The organism is Streptomyces sp. NPDC101110 (assembly GCF_044759525.1).
Classification (GTDB): domain Bacteria; phylum Actinomycetota; class Actinomycetes; order Streptomycetales; family Streptomycetaceae; genus Streptomyces.
Map to the genome: position 1 here is coordinate 1 of NZ_JBIVZM010000020.1, position 17,145 is coordinate 17,145.

At 70.8% G+C, this 17,145-nt stretch carries 16 protein-coding genes; 7 read left to right on the forward strand and 9 right to left on the reverse strand.

Going from position 1 to position 17,145, the window contains the following annotated elements; all coding sequences use genetic code 11:
* The first annotated feature begins 282 nt into the window (after positions 1 to 282).
* Positions 283 to 1,485, forward strand: coding sequence for a macrolide-inactivating glycosyltransferase (gene mgt / locus ACIQU3_RS34160; RefSeq protein ID WP_403929465.1), 1,203 nt, complete (start codon positions 283 to 285; stop codon positions 1,483 to 1,485).
* Positions 1,486 to 1,538: 53 nt separating this feature from the next.
* Here the strand turns inward: mgt and ACIQU3_RS34165 are convergent, their stop codons facing one another.
* Positions 1,539 to 2,489, reverse strand: a complete 951-nt coding sequence (locus tag ACIQU3_RS34165; RefSeq protein WP_403739791.1) for a zinc metalloprotease — start codon at positions 2,487 to 2,489, stop codon at positions 1,539 to 1,541.
* A 200-nt stretch (positions 2,490 to 2,689) separates the two neighbouring features.
* On the opposite strand from ACIQU3_RS34165, the gene ACIQU3_RS34170 reads away from it, so the two are divergent.
* The 3 genes from ACIQU3_RS34170 to ACIQU3_RS34180 all read left to right on the forward strand — a co-directional run bounded on the left by ACIQU3_RS34170 (position 2,690) and on the right by ACIQU3_RS34180 (position 5,518).
* Positions 2,690 to 3,007: a hypothetical protein gene (locus tag ACIQU3_RS34170; protein WP_403739788.1), complete on the forward strand. Its 318-nt coding sequence runs from the start codon at positions 2,690 to 2,692 to the stop codon at positions 3,005 to 3,007.
* Positions 3,008 to 3,272: 265 nt separating this feature from the next.
* The gene (locus ACIQU3_RS34175; RefSeq protein WP_403929468.1) at positions 3,273 to 3,665 is read left to right on the forward strand and encodes a hypothetical protein; all 393 of its coding nucleotides are present in this window, start codon (positions 3,273 to 3,275) and stop codon (positions 3,663 to 3,665) included.
* Positions 3,662 to 5,518, forward strand: coding sequence for a caspase domain-containing protein (locus ACIQU3_RS34180; RefSeq protein WP_403929471.1), 1,857 nt, complete (start codon positions 3,662 to 3,664; stop codon positions 5,516 to 5,518). Before ACIQU3_RS34175 ends, ACIQU3_RS34180 begins: the two co-directional genes overlap by 4 nt.
* A gap of 252 nt (positions 5,519 to 5,770) precedes the next feature.
* Here ACIQU3_RS34180 and ACIQU3_RS34185 read toward each other — a convergent pair whose 3' ends face one another.
* The gene (locus ACIQU3_RS34185) at positions 5,771 to 8,023 is read right to left on the reverse strand and encodes an MMPL family transporter (RefSeq protein ID WP_403739779.1); all 2,253 of its coding nucleotides are present in this window, start codon (positions 8,021 to 8,023) and stop codon (positions 5,771 to 5,773) included.
* Between the two features lie 340 nt (positions 8,024 to 8,363).
* Here ACIQU3_RS34185 and ACIQU3_RS34190 point away from each other — a divergent pair, with 340 nt between their 5' ends.
* From ACIQU3_RS34190 to ACIQU3_RS34200, 3 genes are all read left to right on the forward strand, one after another.
* A complete protein-coding gene (locus ACIQU3_RS34190) occupies positions 8,364 to 8,912 on the forward strand; it encodes a DUF1697 domain-containing protein (protein ID WP_403929474.1) in 549 nt (182 codons plus the stop codon).
* Entirely contained in the window at positions 8,905 to 9,279 is a 375-nt protein-coding gene (locus tag ACIQU3_RS34195) for a DUF4440 domain-containing protein (protein WP_403739773.1), read from the forward strand. The genes ACIQU3_RS34190 and ACIQU3_RS34195 overlap by 8 nt, the downstream gene beginning before the upstream one ends.
* Before the next feature lie 203 nt (positions 9,280 to 9,482).
* Complete coding sequence (locus tag ACIQU3_RS34200; protein ID WP_403929477.1) at positions 9,483 to 10,310, forward strand: GvpL/GvpF family gas vesicle protein; 828 nt, start codon at positions 9,483 to 9,485, stop codon at positions 10,308 to 10,310.
* 214 nt (positions 10,311 to 10,524) lie between these two features.
* Here ACIQU3_RS34200 and ACIQU3_RS34205 read toward each other — a convergent pair whose 3' ends face one another.
* The 7 genes from ACIQU3_RS34205 to cysC all read right to left on the reverse strand — a co-directional run bounded on the left by ACIQU3_RS34205 (position 10,525) and on the right by cysC (position 17,136).
* The gene (locus tag ACIQU3_RS34205; RefSeq protein ID WP_403739764.1) at positions 10,525 to 11,277 is read right to left on the reverse strand and encodes a sirohydrochlorin chelatase; all 753 of its coding nucleotides are present in this window, start codon (positions 11,275 to 11,277) and stop codon (positions 10,525 to 10,527) included.
* Positions 11,278 to 11,282: 5 nt separating this feature from the next.
* Positions 11,283 to 12,179, reverse strand: coding sequence for an ABC transporter permease (locus ACIQU3_RS34210; protein WP_403739760.1), 897 nt, complete (start codon positions 12,177 to 12,179; stop codon positions 11,283 to 11,285).
* Complete coding sequence (locus tag ACIQU3_RS34215) at positions 12,166 to 12,954, reverse strand: ABC transporter ATP-binding protein (protein ID WP_403739810.1); 789 nt, start codon at positions 12,952 to 12,954, stop codon at positions 12,166 to 12,168. The genes ACIQU3_RS34210 and ACIQU3_RS34215 overlap by 14 nt, the downstream gene beginning before the upstream one ends.
* 46 nt (positions 12,955 to 13,000) lie before the next feature.
* A complete protein-coding gene (locus ACIQU3_RS34220; protein ID WP_403929480.1) occupies positions 13,001 to 14,104 on the reverse strand; it encodes an ABC transporter substrate-binding protein in 1,104 nt (367 codons plus the stop codon).
* A 223-nt stretch (positions 14,105 to 14,327) separates the two neighbouring features.
* Positions 14,328 to 15,662, reverse strand: a complete 1,335-nt coding sequence (locus ACIQU3_RS34225; RefSeq protein WP_355832425.1) for a GTP-binding protein — start codon at positions 15,660 to 15,662, stop codon at positions 14,328 to 14,330.
* A gap of 2 nt (positions 15,663 to 15,664) precedes the next feature.
* Positions 15,665 to 16,603 (reverse strand): sulfate adenylyltransferase subunit CysD, encoded by a 939-nt coding sequence (gene cysD, locus ACIQU3_RS34230; RefSeq protein WP_403739753.1) that lies wholly within the window; start codon positions 16,601 to 16,603, stop codon positions 15,665 to 15,667.
* A complete protein-coding gene (gene cysC, locus ACIQU3_RS34235) occupies positions 16,600 to 17,136 on the reverse strand; it encodes an adenylyl-sulfate kinase (protein WP_403929483.1) in 537 nt (178 codons plus the stop codon). The genes cysD and cysC overlap by 4 nt, the downstream gene beginning before the upstream one ends.
* Positions 17,137 to 17,145: the final 9 nt, after the last annotated feature.

The window sequence follows — 17,145 nt, forward strand, 5'->3', positions numbered from 1 at the left end:
CACGCTACGAGAAACGGGCCTACGTCTACCGCGGCACCGTCACCCTCGCAGCCCTCATGATCTGGCTTCGAACATGATCCGAGAAACAGGGCCTAAGCCTGTCGGCGCGTGGAGCGGCGCGGGACCCCGCTGCTCGACGACCACTGCGAAGACGACGACGAAGACGACGAAGGCAGGTGGCTCCGACGCAGGGCTGTCTCCGCGCGACGTGCTGACCGCGCAGAACACCGCGGTCACCCAAAACGGTTGCACGAGACGTCTCGTCTCGTTTAATGTCGGCGCATGACCAGTCGCGCCCATATCGCCATGTTCTCCATCGCCGCCCACGGCCACGTGAACCCGAGTCTGGAGGTGATCCGCGAGCTCGTGGCGCGCGGCCACCGGGTGACCTACGCGATCCCGCCGGTCTTCGCGGACAAGGTCGCGGACACCGGCGCCGAGGTGAAGCCCTGGAGCTCGACCCTGCCCTCGCCCGACGACGACCCGCAGGCGTGGGGGAGCACGCTGCTGGACAACGTCGAGCCGTTCCTGAACGACGCCGTCCAGGCCCTCCCGCAGCTGATCGAGGCCTACGAGGGCGACGAGCCCGACCTCGTTCTGCACGACATCGCCTCCTACCCGGGCCGCGTGCTCGCCCACCGCTGGGGCGTCCCCGCGATCTCCCTCTCGCCGGCCATGGTCGCCTGGGAGGGGTACGAGGAGGAAGTCGCCCGGCCTCTGTGGGAGGAGCCGAAGAAGACCGAACGGGGACAGGCCTACTACGCCCGGTTCCAGGCCTGGCTGGAGGGCAACGGGATCACCCTGCACCCCGACGACTTCGTGGGCCGGCCCGACCGTTCCCTCGTGCTGCTCCCCAAGGCGCTCCAGCCCCACGCGGACCGGGTCGACCAGCGCGTGTACTCCTTCGTCGGCGCCTGCCAGGGCGACCGCGCAGCCGAGGGCGGCTGGCAGCGGCCGGCCGGAGCCGAGAAGGTCGTCCTCGTCTCCCTCGGGTCGGCGTTCACCAAGCAGCCCGGCTTCTACCGGGAGTGCGTCAAGGCGTTCGGCGACCTGCCCGGCTGGCACCTGGTGCTCTCCATCGGCAGGCACGTCGACCCGGCCGGGTTCGGGGACGTCCCGGCCGACGTCGAGGTGCGCACATGGGTGCCGCAGCCGGCGATCCTGAAGCAGGCCGACCTGTTCGTCACGCACGCCGGCATGGGCGGCAGCCAGGAGGGCCTCGCCACCGCCACGCCGATGATCGCCGTACCGCAGGCCGCCGACCAGTTCGGCAACGCGGAGACGCTCGAGGGCCTCGGGGTCGCCCGTTGCATCCCCACCGAGGAGGCGACCGGGGAGACGCTGCGCGCGGCGGCCCTCGCCCTGGTCGACGACCCTGAGGTGGCCCGGCGACTGAAGGAACTCCAGGCGGAGGCGGCCCGGGAGGGCGGCACGCGGCGCGCGGTCGATCTCATCGAGGCCGAACTGGCCGCCGCACGCGCCTAGATGAGCACGCCGGGCCGGGCGACCGCCGTCCGCCGCGCCGCGTCAGGCCGTCGTCACACCGCGACGGCCTGACGGGTGAGGGTCAGGCGTGCGTTGTCGAGGGTGGCGTCCATACGTGCCGACTGGCCCTTGGTGAACATGAACATCGCGGCGTCGTCGGTGTAGTCCATGTAGTTCATGAACATGTCGCCGTCCGGCCCGTTGCTGCACGTCACATGGGGGAAGGTGGGCGTGCCGGTGTTCGCCCCGGCCTGGTTGGGGGTGTCCGCGACGAAGTCGCTGCCGCTGCAGCCCTCGTCGTCGTCGCCCCAGATGTGCCGCAGGTTCAGCCAGTGCCCGATCTCGTGCACGGCTGTGCGGCCGCCGTCGAACGGCGCCGTCGCGGTACCGGTGGTCCCGAGGGCGGTGTGGGTGACGACCACGCCGTCCGTGGAGGCGGCGCCCCCCGGGAACTGGGCGTAGCCCAGCAGCCCACGGCGCAGTTGGCAGACCCAGAGGTTCAGGTAGATGTCCGCGGGCCAGGCGTCCTGGCCCCCGCTCAGGCTGAACTTGACCAGGTCGTCGGTGTCCCAGTCGCCGACCGCGCTCTCGGTGCGTGTGATGCCGTCCGTGGGGCGCCCCAGCGGGTCGGTCCGGGCGAGGTGGAACTGCAGGCGGGCGTCGGCCACCAGGTCCTGCCACACCGCGGGTACCTTGCTCACGTCCGGATTGCCCGCCCGGAAGTCCCGGTTGAGCACGTCGATCTGACTGTGGATCTGGGCGTCGCTCACGTTCTGCTCGGGGGAGCTGTGCACGACGTGCACGACGACGGGGATGTCGATCAGGCCCTGCCGGGCGGTGACCTGATCCATCGACTCGTAGGCGAACGCGGTGTTCTCGATCAGGGCCCGGTTCTCGGCGTACTCCGGGTTCAGCGTGAGGAGTCTGCGGTGGACCTCCATGGCGCCGCACCAGCGGCTGTAGTCGGGCGAAGTGGCGCGAAGGAATGCCTGCGCATCGGACATGGCGTGTCCCTCGGGGGAAGCTGGGGTGTGCCGCGCACGCGGCTGCGGACCTGCGCGTCTGACACGCGCCGCGAGGGCCGGGCGACGCCGGGCGGAGCGGTCGGTTGCCCGTTCCCTCCGAACCCATACACTGATAATTCTAGTCACTTCGGTGTAAGTGCGACAGGGTGAATTCCGTCCGCGAGCGAGGGGGCCGGGTCATGCGAGAGCCCCCGCCGGACCTGTTCCGCTCCTGGTTCCACTCCTACGAGGAGGACCACGAGGACGTGCGGGTCTACCGGCCGGAGGACTTCCCCTTCCCGCCCGCGCGGGGGCGCCGCGGCATGGAGTTCGTCTCCGACGGCACAGTCGTCGACCACCCGCTGGGGCGCGGCGACGCCCCGGGCGCAGTGCCCGGCCGCTGGCGGCCGGTGTCGGACCGTCACCTCGTCCTGACCTTCGGGGGAGCCCGCCCGGACCGGGAGCTGGAGATCGTGCACTGCGACGATCAGGTGCTCCAGGTGCGCCGACTGGCCTAGGGCCTGCCGTTTGGATCATGCCGGTGTCCGAGAGGCGCGGTGACTCTCGGCCGACCTGATCCAAGCGACAGGCCCTGGTGCCCGCTGCCGAGCCCACGCCCTCGCAAGTTGAACGTGTAACCGTGCGGTTGAGTCGTCAATTTCATTCGCTTCTGGGTGACTTGTCACCCTGCTCCGAGCGACGGAGACTGGAAACGATGACGTGGAGCCCACCGACACTCCGACTCCGCGCCACCCCGACGAGCACGAACGAAGGGGTGAACCGGTGGAGAACGAACTGCACATCCTCCTCACCGAAGAGGACGCGGAAGCCGAACGCGTCGAGGAGCTGACCGGCTATCTGCGTGAGGAACTGCTCGACCTCGACGTGGACGACGTCACAGCCCTCCCCGGCGGGGAGGCCCCGCCCGGAGCACGGGCCGTGGACGTCACCCAGATCGGTGCCCTGCTGGTGACCCTGGGCAGCTCGGCGACCGCCCTGAACCAGGTGATCACCGTGATCCGGTCGTGGATGAGCCGTCGCCACGACACCCGGCAGACCGTGCTCCTGCGGATGGGGGACGACGTCCTGGAGGTGTCCGAGGCCACCGACGACCAAGTCGCCCAGGCGTTCGACATCTTCGTGGCGCGCCATTCCCCGGCCGGAGCCCAGTCATGACCGACACCCGACACGCGCTGATCATCGCCAACGACCGGTACGCCGACCAGGGGCTCAAGAAGCTCAGGGCGCCCGCCCAGGACGCCGCGGCTCTCGAGCGGGTGCTGCACGACCCGCAGATCGGCGACTTCGAGGTGGAGGTCGTGCACAACGCCTCGGCCGACGTCATGCGCCGGCGCATCCAGGGCTTCTTCAACGACCGCCGCCGCGCCGACACCCTCCTGCTGCACTTCTCCTGCCACGGCCTCAAGAGCGAGTCCGGCGAGCTGTACTTCGCCGCCAGCGACACCGAACCCCCGCTGCTCGCCGCCACCGCCGTCGCCTCCCAGTTCGTCCGTGGCTGCATGTCCGCCACCCGGGCGGGCCGCAGCGTCCTGTTCCTCGACTGCTGCTACGGCGGCGCCTTCTCCCGGGGCTCGGCCTCCGTGCGTGCCAACGGAGACGTCAACGTCCTGGAGTCGTTCGCGAAGGACGAACCGGTCAGCGGGCGGGGCTGGGCCGTCATCACCGCCTCCGACTCCATGGAGTACTCCTTCGAGGGCAACGAACTCGCCGAGAACTCCGCTGCCCGGCCCTCGGTGTTCACGCACGCGGTGGTCGAAGGCCTGGAGACCGGCGAGGCCGACCTCGACGCGGACGGGAACGTCTCTCTCGACGACCTGTACGAGTACGTCTACCGGCACGTCCGGGAGCAGAATCCGCACCAGACGCCGAAGAAGTCGGCGGAGCTGCAAGGGGAGCTGCACCTGGCGCACAGCCGGCGCGGCCGTATCAAGATCGTCGCCATTCCCTCGCCGCCCACCCTGCAGGCCGCCCTGAACAGTGACGAGGTCCTCACCCGGCAGGGGGCCGTGCTGGAGTTGCGCAAACGGCTGCGGCACACGGAGCTGCCCGTGGCGGAAGGGGCGCGCCGGCACTTGGAGGAAGTCGCGCGCACCGACATCCAGCAGATCGCCGACCTGGCGTCCGAGGCCCTGAGCGAGATCCGCCTGGCGCCGTCCCCGGACCGCCTGGACTTCGGCCGCGTGCACAGAAGCGCGGACCCTCAGAAGCGGTCCGTGACCCTCAACGGCCCACCGCTCGCCCGTCACTGCGTGGCCCAGCCCCATCAGTCGTGGCTGAGGGTCGATCCGACCCGCAGCGGTCTGGAGATCCGGGTCGACACGGCCGCCGAGGGGCGCCTGTCCGGCGACGTCGTCCTGAAGGGCGTGGCCGACGAGGCGGTGATCCACGTCGAGGCGGAGGTGGCACCGTCGCAGGGTGCCGGTCACGGCGTGCCCGCACCCCGCCCCTCCGGCGGCTCCCCGAGGCAGGCGTCCGGACCGGCCGACAAGCGGGACACCGTGGTCATCGAGCCGCCCCGTGTCCCGCCCCAGCCCAGGAAGCCACCCCCGGCCCCCTCGCACCGTCCACAGCCGCAGAAGCCGTCCCGGCCCCCCGTGCACCAGGAGAAGGCCGACCGGCCGCCCCCGTCCCGACGCGCTCCCGCCCTGGCCGGTGCCGCCCTCGCCCTCGCCGTCACGGCGGTCGCCACGCTCGTGCTCTGCCTCCAGAGGACGGTGGTGGCCCTCGTGGAGCGGGGCGACGCGGGAGTGACCGGCAACGTCGAGGACAACCTCCGCGAGCAGGGGGCGCTCACACCGCTCATCGTGTCCCTGATCAGCGGTGCTTTGGCGCCGGCCGTCGGAGCGCTCGCCCGGCACGAGCTGGACGCACGGAGCGAGCGCTACACGAGGCGGGCGGTGAGCGGTACGCACACGCTGACCGCGATCGCGAAGGGCCTGGCGATCCCGGTGCTGATCCTGGGCGTCCTCGCCGGCATCGCCTACCTGGTGGGCAGCGGCGAATGGTGACCGGCTGTCGCCGGATGACGGCCGGTTCGGCGCTCCAGCACACCTGCCGGGCGCGAGGCACGGGGAAGGGCCCGCCGGAGTACCCGGAAACGGAGTGCCCGCCGGAGTATCCGGAAACGGAGTGCCCGCCGGAGTACCCGGAAACGGAGGACCCGCCGGTTCCCCGAGACGGAAGGGCCCGCCGGACTACCCGGAAGCGGTGGAGCCCGTCGGTTTCCCCGGAAACCGACGGGCCCGTTCGTGCCGCGGGGATCAGACCTTGAGGGGCTCGCCCTCACCGGCCCGCGCCGACGTCTCCGCGACCGCCTGCGGCGTCTCGTCGTGCGTGAGGTCCGGCAGCCGGTGCAGCCACTTCGGCAGGTACCAGTTGCGCTCCCCGAGCAGCGCCATCACGGCCGGCAGCAGCACGCCCCGGATGATCGTCGCGTCGATGAGCACCGCGGCCGCCAGGCCGACGCCCATCTGCTTCATGGACTGCATGGACAGCGTCCCGAAGATCGCGAACACGGCGACCATGATGACCGCGGCGCTGGTGACCACCCCCGCCGTGGTGACCACGCCGTGCCGGATCGCGTCCTTCGTCGTCAGGCCCCGCAGCCGCGCCTCGCGGATCCGGGACACCACGAACACGTGGTAGTCCATCGACAGGCCGAAAAGGATCACGAAGAGGAACAGCGGCAGCCAGGTGATGATCGCGCCGACGCCCTCCGCGCCCACCAGGGAGGCGCCCCAGCCGTGCTGGAAGACGGCGACGAGAATGCCGTACGCGGCGCCCACCGACAGCAGGTTCAGCACGATCGAGGTGACCGCGATGGTCAGGGAGCGGAACGACAGCAGCATCAGCGCGAAGGCGAAGACCACGACGAACGCGAACACCGGGACCACGGCGCCGGCCAACTGGTCGTTGAAGTCCTGCGAACCGGCCACCTGCCCGGTGATGGGCGCCTCCACCCCGTCGACCCTGCCGAGCGTGGCCGGCCGCACCTCGTCGCGCAGCTTGTCCAGGCTCGCGCCCGCCTTGTCCAGGTCGGAGCCGCCGACGAGCGGGACGTAGACGAACGCGACGTTCTGCTCGTCGTGCAGCTTGATCTCCACCGGGCCGCGCGAGGCACCCGAACTGACCGCCCGGTCACGGAAGTCGGCGAGCGCGGACTTCACCTCCGGCGCGTTGATGTCGCGCGCCTTGACGATCACCTCGGCCGGCTCGGAACCTCCAGGGAAGGCGTCGTTGAGCCGGTTGTACGTCTGCACGATGGGCAGCGAGTCGCCGAACTCCTGGTCCAGGGTGAGCTGCTGGGTCTTCATACCGAGTGCGGGGGCCGTGATGGCCAGCAGCGCACCGGCCGCCACGACCACGGCGACCACCGGCTTGGCGAGGACCCGCCGCAGCACGGCCGTCCAGAACCGGCTGTCCTGACCGCCACCGGCCCGCGCACGCCGCCGCAGGAATGGAATGCGGCCCTTCTCCACACGCCCGCCCAGCAGCGACAGCAGCGCGGGCAGCACGGTCACGGACCCCACCATCGCCACGGCCACCACCATCAGCGAGGCCAGACCCATCGCCTCGAACTCGGCGAGCCCCGTGAAGAGCATGCCGGCCATGGCCACGCACACCGTGACACCCGAGACGACGATCGCCCGGCCACTGGTCGCCGCGGCGATCCGCAGGGCCGTCTGCGCGTCCCGGCCGGCCTCGCGCTCCTCGCGTTCGCGGCGCAGGTAGAACAGGCAGTAGTCGACACCGACCGCCATGCCGACCAGCAGCATCACGGAGTTGGCCGTCTCGCTCATCGGCTGGAGGTGGCTGACGACGCCCATCAGGCCCATCGTCGCCATGATCGCGGTGATCGCCAGCGCCACCGGCAGCAGCGCCGCGACCAGCGCGCCGAAGGCGATGAGCAGGATGCCGAACGCCACCGGCACCGCGGAGTACTCGGCCTTCTTGAAATCGTCGCCGAACGCGTCGTCGAACGTCTTCATCATGCTCGCGCCGCCGATCTCCTCGATCCGCAACGCCTCGTGGTCCTGCTGGACGCCCTCGACGGCCTTCAGCACCGGCTCGATCCGCTCACCGGCGGTGTCCGGCTCGCCGCGCACGTCGAACTGCACGAGCGCGCTGCGGCCGTCCTTGGAGATCGTCTTCGTGTCGTACGGCGAGGTGACCTCGGTGACCCGGCCGGTCCCCTCGACCGCTCGCACGACGGCGTCGACGGCGTCCCGGAACTCGCTGTCCGTCGCCTTCAGATCCCCGCCCCTGGCCTGGATCAGCACCGTCTCACTGGCCGGCTCGTCGATCCCGGCGTCCTCGATGATCCGTGCGGCGGTGTGCGTCTCGCCCTTCAGCTGGTCGCTGTCCTTGACGTCGACCCGGCCGGCCGCCGAACCGAGCCCCATCGCCAGGACGACGAACAGCACCCAGATACCGACGGCAGCCCATCGGTGCCGGGCGCTCCAGCCGCCGGCCCGGGCGGCGAGGCCCCGCACCCGTATGTCTCCGTTCCCCATGACGGGCTTGCCCCCTCTTGATGCGGCGACGGCCCCCTGCCGCCCCCTTCCGCTTCGAAGGTATGGGCCGGATAAAGCCATCTCGTCGTGCTGTCCGGTGAAGTGACGGGGCCGGAACTCATCCCCATGGAGCGACACCTCTCCCCACTGGGGAGGACCCCGGGGGACCGTGGTCCCTTACACCTATCGCCCGACATATCGGGCTCCCCGGGTGTGTGGATCCTGAGCAGACGGTTGTGCCACGCAACGACCGGTGAGTAATTTACGGGGCCGGGCAGCTGCCCGCCGCGGTCGTCGTGCCCACCCCCACGGGGCACGACGGCCGCCTTATCGTGTGCGGATGACGACGACATACGCGGCCCTGCTGCGCGGCATCAACGTGGGCGGCAGCAGGAAGGTCCCCATGGCCGAACTGCGCACGCTGCTGACGGACCTCGGCCACGACGACGTCCGCACCTACCTGCAGAGCGGCCAGGCCGTCTTCTCCTCCGGCCGCGGCGGTGAGGACGCGCTGGCCGCCGAGATCGCGCAGGCCGTCGAGAAGCGCTTCGGTTTCGGCGTCGACGTGATCGTGCGCGACCACGCCTACCTCAGGGCGATCGCCGACGCCTGCCCCTACCCGGCCGCCGACCTGGAGCCCAAGCAGCTCCACGTCACCTACTTCTCCGCCCCCGTCACCCCCGAACGCTTCGCGGAGATCGACCAGGAGGCCTACCTCCCCGAGGAGTTCCGCCTCGGCGACCGGGCCCTGTACCTGTACGCCCCCAACGGCCTGGGCCGCTCCAAGCTGGCCGAACACCTGTCCAAACCGCGCGTCAACAAGGGCGTGATCGCCACCACCCGCAACTGGAACACCGTCGTCAAGCTCGTGGAGATGACGGGTGCCTGACCACAACCCGGCCGTCGAGTCCGCGATGGAGGGCGAACTCGCCCTGCTCACCCCGGAGATCCGATGCTCGCCCGAGCGGGTCGGGGCGCTGCTCCACCCCGAGTTCCACGAGTTCGGCGCGTCCGGCCGGCACTGGGGCCGGGCCGCCATCATCGCCTCCCTGGCCGCCACCACCGAGCCGGCGGGCCGCCGCGTGGCCGTCTCCGCCCTGCGCGGCGTCCAGCTCGCCCCGGACCTCGTCCACCTCACGTACGACACGGAGTACGACGGCAGCCACGCACACCGCAGTTCGCTGTGGCGGCGCACGGAGGGCCGCTGGCTGCTCTGGTTCCACCAGGCGACCCCGTTCAGCGAACGGCCCACCTGACCCGGAGCCGAACCGGACCGGGCTCGACTCCCCGCGGCGCATCCCCCGAGTCGTCCGGCACGCCGGGCCGCACCCCGGGCAAGGCCGAACCGCCGCGCCTTCACGTGAACACCACCGACGCCCCCTGCGTACCTAGGGACGGACGGCACGAGAACCGAGTCTCGCGAGAGGAATCGCACGGTCACCGACAGGAGCCCGCAGTCATGAGTGACACGAACCTCGTCTACGCCTACGCGGTCCTGCGCCGCACCCCCGAAGCCGCGGCGGCAGCGGCGCACCTGCGCGGCGTCGCCGGAGAACCGATCCACCTGGTCGCCCCTGCGGTCACCGCCCCCCAGCTCGCCTTCGCCATCGGCCACGTCCCTGCCGGGGACTACGACGACATCCCCCTCCAGGCTCATCTCCACGACGTGGACTGGCTGGAGTCCACGGTCCGCTCCCACCACGCCGTGGTGGCCGCCCTGGTCGCCTCCGGCGCCCCCGTGCTGCCCCTGCGCCTGGCCACCGTCTACCGCGACGAGGACCATGCCCGCCAGGCCCTGGACACCCGCCGTGGCTACTTCCTCTCCCTGCTCGACCGCCTCACGGGCCACGTCGAACTCGGCGTCAAGATCTACGCGGCCCCGGACATCACCCCGCCCGACGCCGTCGCTGAGCCCGCCCCGGACCCGGTCACGGGCCTCGGAGTAGGCCGTGCCTACCAGGTCATCCGCCGCCGCAGACAACGCAGGAACGAGGAGGCCTGGCGCACGGTCGTGCAGGCCGCCGCCCGCCTCACCGAGACGGCCGGCACGCTCGCCGTGGGCCGCGTCACCCACACCCCCGAACGGGGCAGCCTGGCGGGCTCGGCCCCGGGCACCAACATCGGCAACGACGCCTACCTCGTCCCCGCCGACCGCGTCCGCGCCTTCCGCACGGGCATCCTCGCGACCGCCGAAGGCATCCCCGGCCTCCGTGTGGAGATCAGCGGCCCCTGGGCCCCGTACTCCTTCGCCCTCCAGCCGGAACCCCACGAGGAGCCGGCGGCGTGAGGGTCACCCGTGCCGCATCACCGCCGGAACGGCCACGAAGTCCCCGACATCGGCGACGTTCACCCAACGTCGCAAACCGGGGGACCTGCTGCCCAGGGCCGTGGTTGCGGACGCCGTGGATGCCGAGGAGGCGGGGCATGGCAGGGGAGCCGATCGTGACGCCCGGGATCACGGCTCAGGAGACCTGACGTTCGGGGGTGGAGCGGAGAGGTCGTCAGGCGCTCACGGCCGACGGCAGCGGGAGCCGGGCCGCCTCGTACCGCTCCAGCACCACCCGCGCCACCTCCGGCGCCGCCCCCAGGACGTCCGCCAGGAGGTCCGCCTGGGCCGCGCCCCGGGCGATGCGGTCCGGAAGGAAGCCGGGGGCCAGGACGTACGGGGCAACGGCGACGCGGGAGCAGCCGAGGGCGCGCAGTTCGCGGACGGCGTCCTCGGTGCGGGGGAACCCCGCGGGAGAACCGGCGGAGGCGAACGCAGGCCGCACGGCGCACCAGCCGGTGTGCCGCCACTCCCGCGCGATTTCTGCGATCACTGCGATCGCCTCCGGGTCGGTGGACCCCGCCGAGGCCAGGACGACCCCGGTCGAGGACTTGTCGGCGGAGGTCAGGCCGGCCTCGTACAGGCGCCGTTCCAGCGCCGCCATGAGCAGGGGCGAGGGGCCGAGGACGTCCGCCAGGTGGATGCGCAACTGCGGCGGCGCGTCCGCGAGGACCGCGGGGATGTCCGCCTTCGCGTGGAACGCCCGGGTGAGGAGGAGGGGCAGGGCGACGACGTCCCGGACGCCCTGCACCGCCAGGGACTCCAGGACCCCCTGCACCGAGGGGACGTTGAAGTCCAGGAAGCCCGTCTCCACCCGTACGTCGGGGCGCGTCGCGCGCACCCGGCGTACCAGGGCGTGCACCGTCGCGGCATGCCGCGGGTCGCGGCTGCCGTGGGCGATGACGAGGAGGACGGGTTTGTTCGTCATGGGAATCAGTTCTTCACCAGCAGGCCGCGGCTGCGCAGCACCCACCGCTCCAGCGGGCTGAAGATCAGCAGGTCGATGGCGATGCCGACGATCAGGATGAGCAGGATCGCCTCGAACACCATGGCCATGTCGCTGGCGTTGCGGCCGTTCTCCAGCAACTGCCCGAGGCCGACGCCGAGGTCGGGGAAGGACGCGATGATCTCGGCCGCCATCAGGGAGCGCCACGAGAAGGCCCAGCCCTGCTTCAGACCCGCCACATAGCCGGGCAGCGCGGCGGGCAGGACGATGTGCCACGTCCCCTTCAGACCGGTCGCGCCGAGGGTGCGGCCCGCGCGCAGGAACAGCGGCGGCACCTGGTCGACGCCCGACACCAGACCGTTGGCGATCGAGGGGACCGCGCCGAGCAGGATCACCGCGTACATCATCGAGTTGTTCAGACCCAGCCAGATCACCGCCGGCGGCACCCAGGCGACCGACGGCAGGGACTGCAGGCCCGACAGGATCGGTCCGATCGCCGCGCGGATGAACTTCACACGGGCCACGATCAGACCCAGCGGCGTGCCGATCAGCAGGGCGAGGCAGAAGCCCAGCAGGCCGCGCGAGACGCTGGTCCAGATGTAGCCGAGCAGCTCGCCCTGGAGCCACGCGGTCTGGACGACGTCCCACACCGCGGACGGCGCGGGCAGCTTCGTCGGGTCGTCGACGACCTTGAACGAGACGAGCGCCTGCCAGAGGGCCAGCACCAGGACCACGGCGAGGACGGGCGGCAGGATCTTCTCGGTGAAGGTCTGCCGGAACGGGGTCCGGGACGTCTGCCGCGTCTCCAACGCGTCGAGGCCCGCCTCCAGCCCGGCGAGATCGTTGCCGTCCTTGGCGACGGTCGTCGAATCAGTGCTGGCCATGACGGCGGATCTCCCCACGCAGTTCTTCGGTGATCTCGACGGACAGCTCCGCCACGGCGGTGTCCTCGATACGGCGCGGATGCGGGATACCGACGGTCCACTCCCGGGCGATCCGCCCCGGGCGGGACGACAGCAGCACCACACGCTGGGCGAGCCGCACCGCCTCGCGCACGTTGTGCGTGACGAACAGGACGGACACCTGCGTCTCGCGCCAGATGCGGGTCAGCTCGTCGTGCAGCACGTCCCGCGTGATGGCGTCCAGCGCCGCGAACGGCTCGTCCATCAGCAGCAGCTTGCTCTCCTGCGCGAGCGCACGCGCCAGCGCGACACGCTGGCGCATACCGCCCGACAGTTCGTGCACCCGCTTGCCGTGGGCGCCCTTCAGCCGCACCAGTTCGAGCAGCTCCTCGGCACGCTCCCGGCGCTCGGCCTTCGGCGCGCCCCGCAGCTTCAGGGCGAGTTCGATGTTCTTGCCCGCGGTCAGCCACGGGAACAGCGCGTGCTCCTGGAACATCAGCGCCGGCCGGCCGTCCGTGGCGATCTCGCCGGCGGTGGGGCGGTCCAGGCCCGCCACCAGGTTGAGCAGGGTGGACTTGCCGCAGCCCGAGGCCCCCAGGAGGGTGACGAACTCCCCGGGCGCGACATCGAGGGTGATGTCGTCCAGGACGAGCTGCTGTCCGGCGGGGCCCGCGAACGATTTCGACACGTGCTCGATCCGGGCGGCGTGCGTGGCCGACTCGGTGCCGTCGGCGGCCTTGGCGAGGGTCGTGGCCATGGTCGTCACCTCCTGGGAACTCTTCATGCGGCTTCGGGATGCGGGCTTACTTCACGCCGAGACCGGCGTCGTCGACCGCGGGTGCGCCCTCGGCCTTGAGGACCTTGTTCAGCGGCGCGAGGTCGTAGATGCCCTTCAGGTCCGGCTTCTGCAGCAGGCCCGCCTTCACCGCGTGATCCGCCTCGGTGTTGAGGGTGGAGGCCAGCGGGTCGTCGGTGAACCGGATCGACTTCCACGCCGGGTCGAGCACATCGGCCGGCAGCGCCTTGCCGGAGTCCTGCTCCAGCTGCTTGTTCGCCGCCGCCTTCGCCGCGTCCGGGTTGGCGTTGATCCACTTGTTGGTCTCGACCGAGCCCTTGAGCACGGCCTCGACGACCTTCGGGTGCTCCTTCAGGAAGTCCTGCCGCACGATGATGTTCGTGATCACGAACTTCTTGTCGGGCCACAGCGTCGACTCGTCGAGCAGCACCTTGCCGCCCTCGGCGACCAGCTTCGACGCGGTCGGCTCCGGCACCCACGCGCCGTCGATCGAACCGGACTCGTAGGCGCCCGGGGTGACCTTGTTGTCGCTGCGGACGACCGTGACGTCGCCCTTGCCGCTCTGTGGGTCGACCTTCCAGCCCTGGTCGGCGGCCCAGTTGAGGAAGGCCACGTCCTGTGTGTTGCCGAGCTGCGGGGTCGCGATCCGCTTGCCCTTGACGTCCTTCAGCGACTTGACCTTGTCCGGGTTGACCACGAGCTTCACGCCGCCGGACGCCGAACCGCCGATGATGCGCAGGTTCTTGCCGGCGGACTTGGTGTAACCGTTGATCGCGGGGGAGGGGCCGATCCAGCCGATGTCGATGGACTTGGAGTTGAGCGCCTCGATCTCCGAGGGGCCGGCGTTGAAGACGGCCGGCTCGACCTCGGTGGCGCCAAGGGCCTTCTGGAAGATGCCCTTCTGCATGCCCACCAGCGCGGTGCCGTGGGTGAGGTTGCCGAAGTAGCCGATCTTGACGGTGTCGAGACCTTCGATCTTCTTCGCCCCGGCGGCGACCTTGGCGGCGCCGTCGTCCTTGGCCTCGGACCCGTAGCCGCAGGCGGCCAGCGTGAGCAGGGGAAGTGCGGCGATGACCGCGAAACCGCGGCGAAGAGCGGATGAAGCAGGCACGGGAGGTGGTCCTCTCACCAGGCCCGGCGGTCACGGTCTCTCAGGTCGTGGCCGGGAGGTCGGCAGGTTTTCGTCTACGGCGGTGGGGGGTGAGGGCGCGCAGGCAGTGCGCGTACGTCAGCGCACACATCGCGCCACTCCGCCCTGCCCGCTGCCGAGAGCACCGCTGCCGACGCGGCCGCCCTCCTTGGCGAACATGGAGTAGAAGTCGGCTGAGGTCATGTCAGAAGTCCCACCCGTCGTCCTCGGACTCGTCCTTGACCGGCTCCGGGGCAGCGAAGGACTCGCCGACCATGCCGGCGGTCAGGGTCTGGCCGTCGTTCGGGTCGATCAGGATGAACGAGCCGGTGCGGCGCGAGTCGGCGTAGGAGTCGACCGGCAGCGGCTCGGCGGTACGGACCTTCACCCGGCCGATGTCGTTGGCGACGAGCTGTCCCGGGTGCGGGTGCAGGGACAGATCGTCGAGCGTGAGGCGGGACGGGATGTCCTTGACGATCGCCTTGACCGTGCGGGTGCCGTGCTTGAGGAGCACCCGGTGGCCCACCGTCAGCGGGGCGTCGGCGACATGGCAGACCGTCGCCTCGATGTCCTGCGTGGTCGCGGGCGCGTCCTTGCTCGGCACGATCAGGTCGCCGCGCGAGATGTCGATGTCGTCCTCCAGGAGGAGGGTCACCGACTGCGTCGTCCACGCCACGTCGACGGGCTCGCCCAGCAGGTCGATGCCGGAGATCTTCGAGGCACGGCCCGACGGCAGCACCGTGACGGACTCGCCGACGCGGAAGGAACCGGCCGCGATCTGGCCGGCGTAACCCCGGTAGTCCGGGTGGTCCGGGCCCTGGGGACGGATCACGTACTGCACGGGCAGCCGGGCGTGGCAGTGGCTCAGGTCGTGGCTGACCGGCACCGTCTCCAGGTGCTCCAGCACGGTCGGGCCGCCGTACCAGTCCATGTTCGCGGAGGGCTCCACCACGTTGTCGCCGACGAGCGCCGAGATCGGGATCGCGGTGACCTCGGGAACGCCCAGCTCGGTCGCGTACGCCGTGAACTCCTCGGCGATGGCGGCGAACACCTTCTCCTCGTAGCCGACGAGGTCCATCTTGTTGACGGCGAGGACCACGTGCGGCACGCGCAGCAGGGCGGCGATGGCCGCGTGCCGGCGGGTCTGCTCGACCACGCCGTTGCGGGCGTCGACCAGGATCACTGTCAGCTCGGCGGTCGAGGCGCCGGTGACCATGTTCCGCGTGTACTGCACATGGCCGGGGGTGTCGGCGAGGATGAACCGCCGCAGGGGCGTGGCGAAGTAACGGTAGGCCACGTCGATGGTGATGCCCTGCTCCCGCTCGGCCCGCAGACCGTCGGTGAGCAGCGCGAGGTCCGGGGCCTCCTGGCCGCGGCTCGCGGAGACACGCTCCACGGCCTCCAACTGGTCGGTGAGGACCGACTTGGAGTCGTGCAGCAGGCGCCCGACGAGGGTGGACTTGCCGTCGTCGACGGAGCCGGCGGTGGCGAACCGCAGCAGGGTCGTCTCCGCGAGTTCCTCGGTGGTGATGGTGCTCATCTCTAGAAGTACCCCTCGCGCTTGCGGTCTTCCATCGCGGCCTCGGACATCTTGTCGTCGGCGCGGGTGGCGCCACGCTCGGTGAGCCGGGAGGCGGCGATCTCCACGATCACCTTCTCGATGGTGTCGGCGTCGGAGTCCACCGCGCCGGTGCAGGACATGTCACCCACGGTCCGGTAGCGCACCAGGCGCTTCTCGACGGTCTCGCCGTCCTTCGGCCCGCCCCACTCGCCGGCGGTCAGCCACATGCCGCTGCGGGAGAACACCTCGCGCTCGTGCGCGTAGTAGATCTCCGGCAGTTCGATGCCCTCGCGGGCGATGTACTGCCACACGTCCAGCTCGGTCCAGTTGGACAGCGGGAAGACGCGGACGTGCTCGCCGGGCGCGTGCCGGCCGTTGTACAGGTTCCACAGCTCCGGGCGCTGGCGGCGCGGGTCCCACTGGGAGAACTCGTCGCGCAGGGAGAACACCCGCTCCTTGGCCCGGGCCTTCTCCTCGTCGCGGCGGCCGCCGCCGAAGACGGCGTCGAACTTCTCCGCCTGGATCTTCTCGGTCAGCGGCAGCGTCTGCAGCGGGTTGCGGGTGCCGTCCGGGCGCTCCTTGAGGACGCCGCGGTCGATGTAGTCCTGCACGGAGGCGACGTGCAGCCGCAGGCCGTGCTTCTCGACCGTGCGGTCGCGGTAGTCGAGGACCTCCGGGAAGTTGTGCCCGGTGTCCACGTGCAGCAGCGAGAACGGCACCGACGCGGGCCGGAAGGCCTTCAGCGCCAGGTGCAGCATGACGATGGAGTCCTTGCCGCCGGAGAACAGGATCACCGGCCGCTCGAACTCGCCCGCCACCTCGCGGAAGATGTGCACCGCCTCGGACTCGAGGGCGTCGAGGTGGGAGAGCGCGTACGGGCTTTCGGTCCCCTCGGAAACGGTGGCGACGGTCGTCGTCATGCCAGTCCCCTTTCGGTGAGCAGGGCGTGCACGGACGCCGCGGACTCCTGCACGGTCTGGTTCTGCGACTCGATGCGCAGATCGGGCGACTCGGGCGCCTCGTACGGGTCGTCGACGCCGGTGAGCCCCGTGAGCTCGCCCGCGGCCCGCTTGGCGTACAGGCCCTTCACGTCCCGCTCGCTGCACACCTCGACCGGCGTGGCCACGTGCACCTCGACGTACGCGGTGCCGTTCGCCTGGTGGCGCTTGCGCACCGCCTCGCGGCTGTCCTGGTACGGCGCGATGACCGGGACGAGGGCCAGCACGCCATTGCGGGCGAGCAGTTCGGCGACGAAGCCGATGCGCTGCACGTTGGTGTGCCGGTCCTCGCGGCTGAAGCCGAGGCCCGCCGAGATGAACTCGCGGATCTCGTCGCCGTCGAGCACCTCGACCCGGTGCCCCTCCTCGCGGAGGCGGCCGGCCAGTTCGTGGGCGATCGTGGTCTTGCCGGCGCTCGGCAGACCCGTGAGCCAGACGGTGGCTCCGGTCGTCACGTCACTCTC

What these genes read in the sequence shown, in the direction of transcription:
- mgt (WP_403929465.1), top strand. Translation starts at nt 283, where the DNA reads ATGACCAGTCGCGCCCATATCGCCATGTTCTCCATCGCCGCCCACGGC.
- ACIQU3_RS34165 (WP_403739791.1), bottom strand. Translation starts at nt 2,489, where the DNA reads ATGTCCGATGCGCAGGCATTCCTTCGCGCCACTTCGCCCGACTACAGC.
- ACIQU3_RS34170 (WP_403739788.1), top strand. Translation starts at nt 2,690, where the DNA reads ATGCGAGAGCCCCCGCCGGACCTGTTCCGCTCCTGGTTCCACTCCTAC.
- ACIQU3_RS34180 (WP_403929471.1), top strand. Translation starts at nt 3,662, where the DNA reads ATGACCGACACCCGACACGCGCTGATCATCGCCAACGACCGGTACGCC.
- ACIQU3_RS34185 (WP_403739779.1), bottom strand. Translation starts at nt 8,023, where the DNA reads ATGGGGAACGGAGACATACGGGTGCGGGGCCTCGCCGCCCGGGCCGGC.
- ACIQU3_RS34190 (WP_403929474.1), top strand. Translation starts at nt 8,364, where the DNA reads ATGACGACGACATACGCGGCCCTGCTGCGCGGCATCAACGTGGGCGGC.
- ACIQU3_RS34200 (WP_403929477.1), top strand. Translation starts at nt 9,483, where the DNA reads ATGAGTGACACGAACCTCGTCTACGCCTACGCGGTCCTGCGCCGCACC.
- ACIQU3_RS34205 (WP_403739764.1), bottom strand. Translation starts at nt 11,277, where the DNA reads ATGACGAACAAACCCGTCCTCCTCGTCATCGCCCACGGCAGCCGCGAC.
- ACIQU3_RS34210 (WP_403739760.1), bottom strand. Translation starts at nt 12,179, where the DNA reads ATGGCCAGCACTGATTCGACGACCGTCGCCAAGGACGGCAACGATCTC.
- ACIQU3_RS34215 (WP_403739810.1), bottom strand. Translation starts at nt 12,954, where the DNA reads ATGGCCACGACCCTCGCCAAGGCCGCCGACGGCACCGAGTCGGCCACG.
- ACIQU3_RS34225 (WP_355832425.1), bottom strand. Translation starts at nt 15,662, where the DNA reads ATGAGCACCATCACCACCGAGGAACTCGCGGAGACGACCCTGCTGCGG.
- cysD (WP_403739753.1), bottom strand. Translation starts at nt 16,603, where the DNA reads ATGACGACGACCGTCGCCACCGTTTCCGAGGGGACCGAAAGCCCGTAC.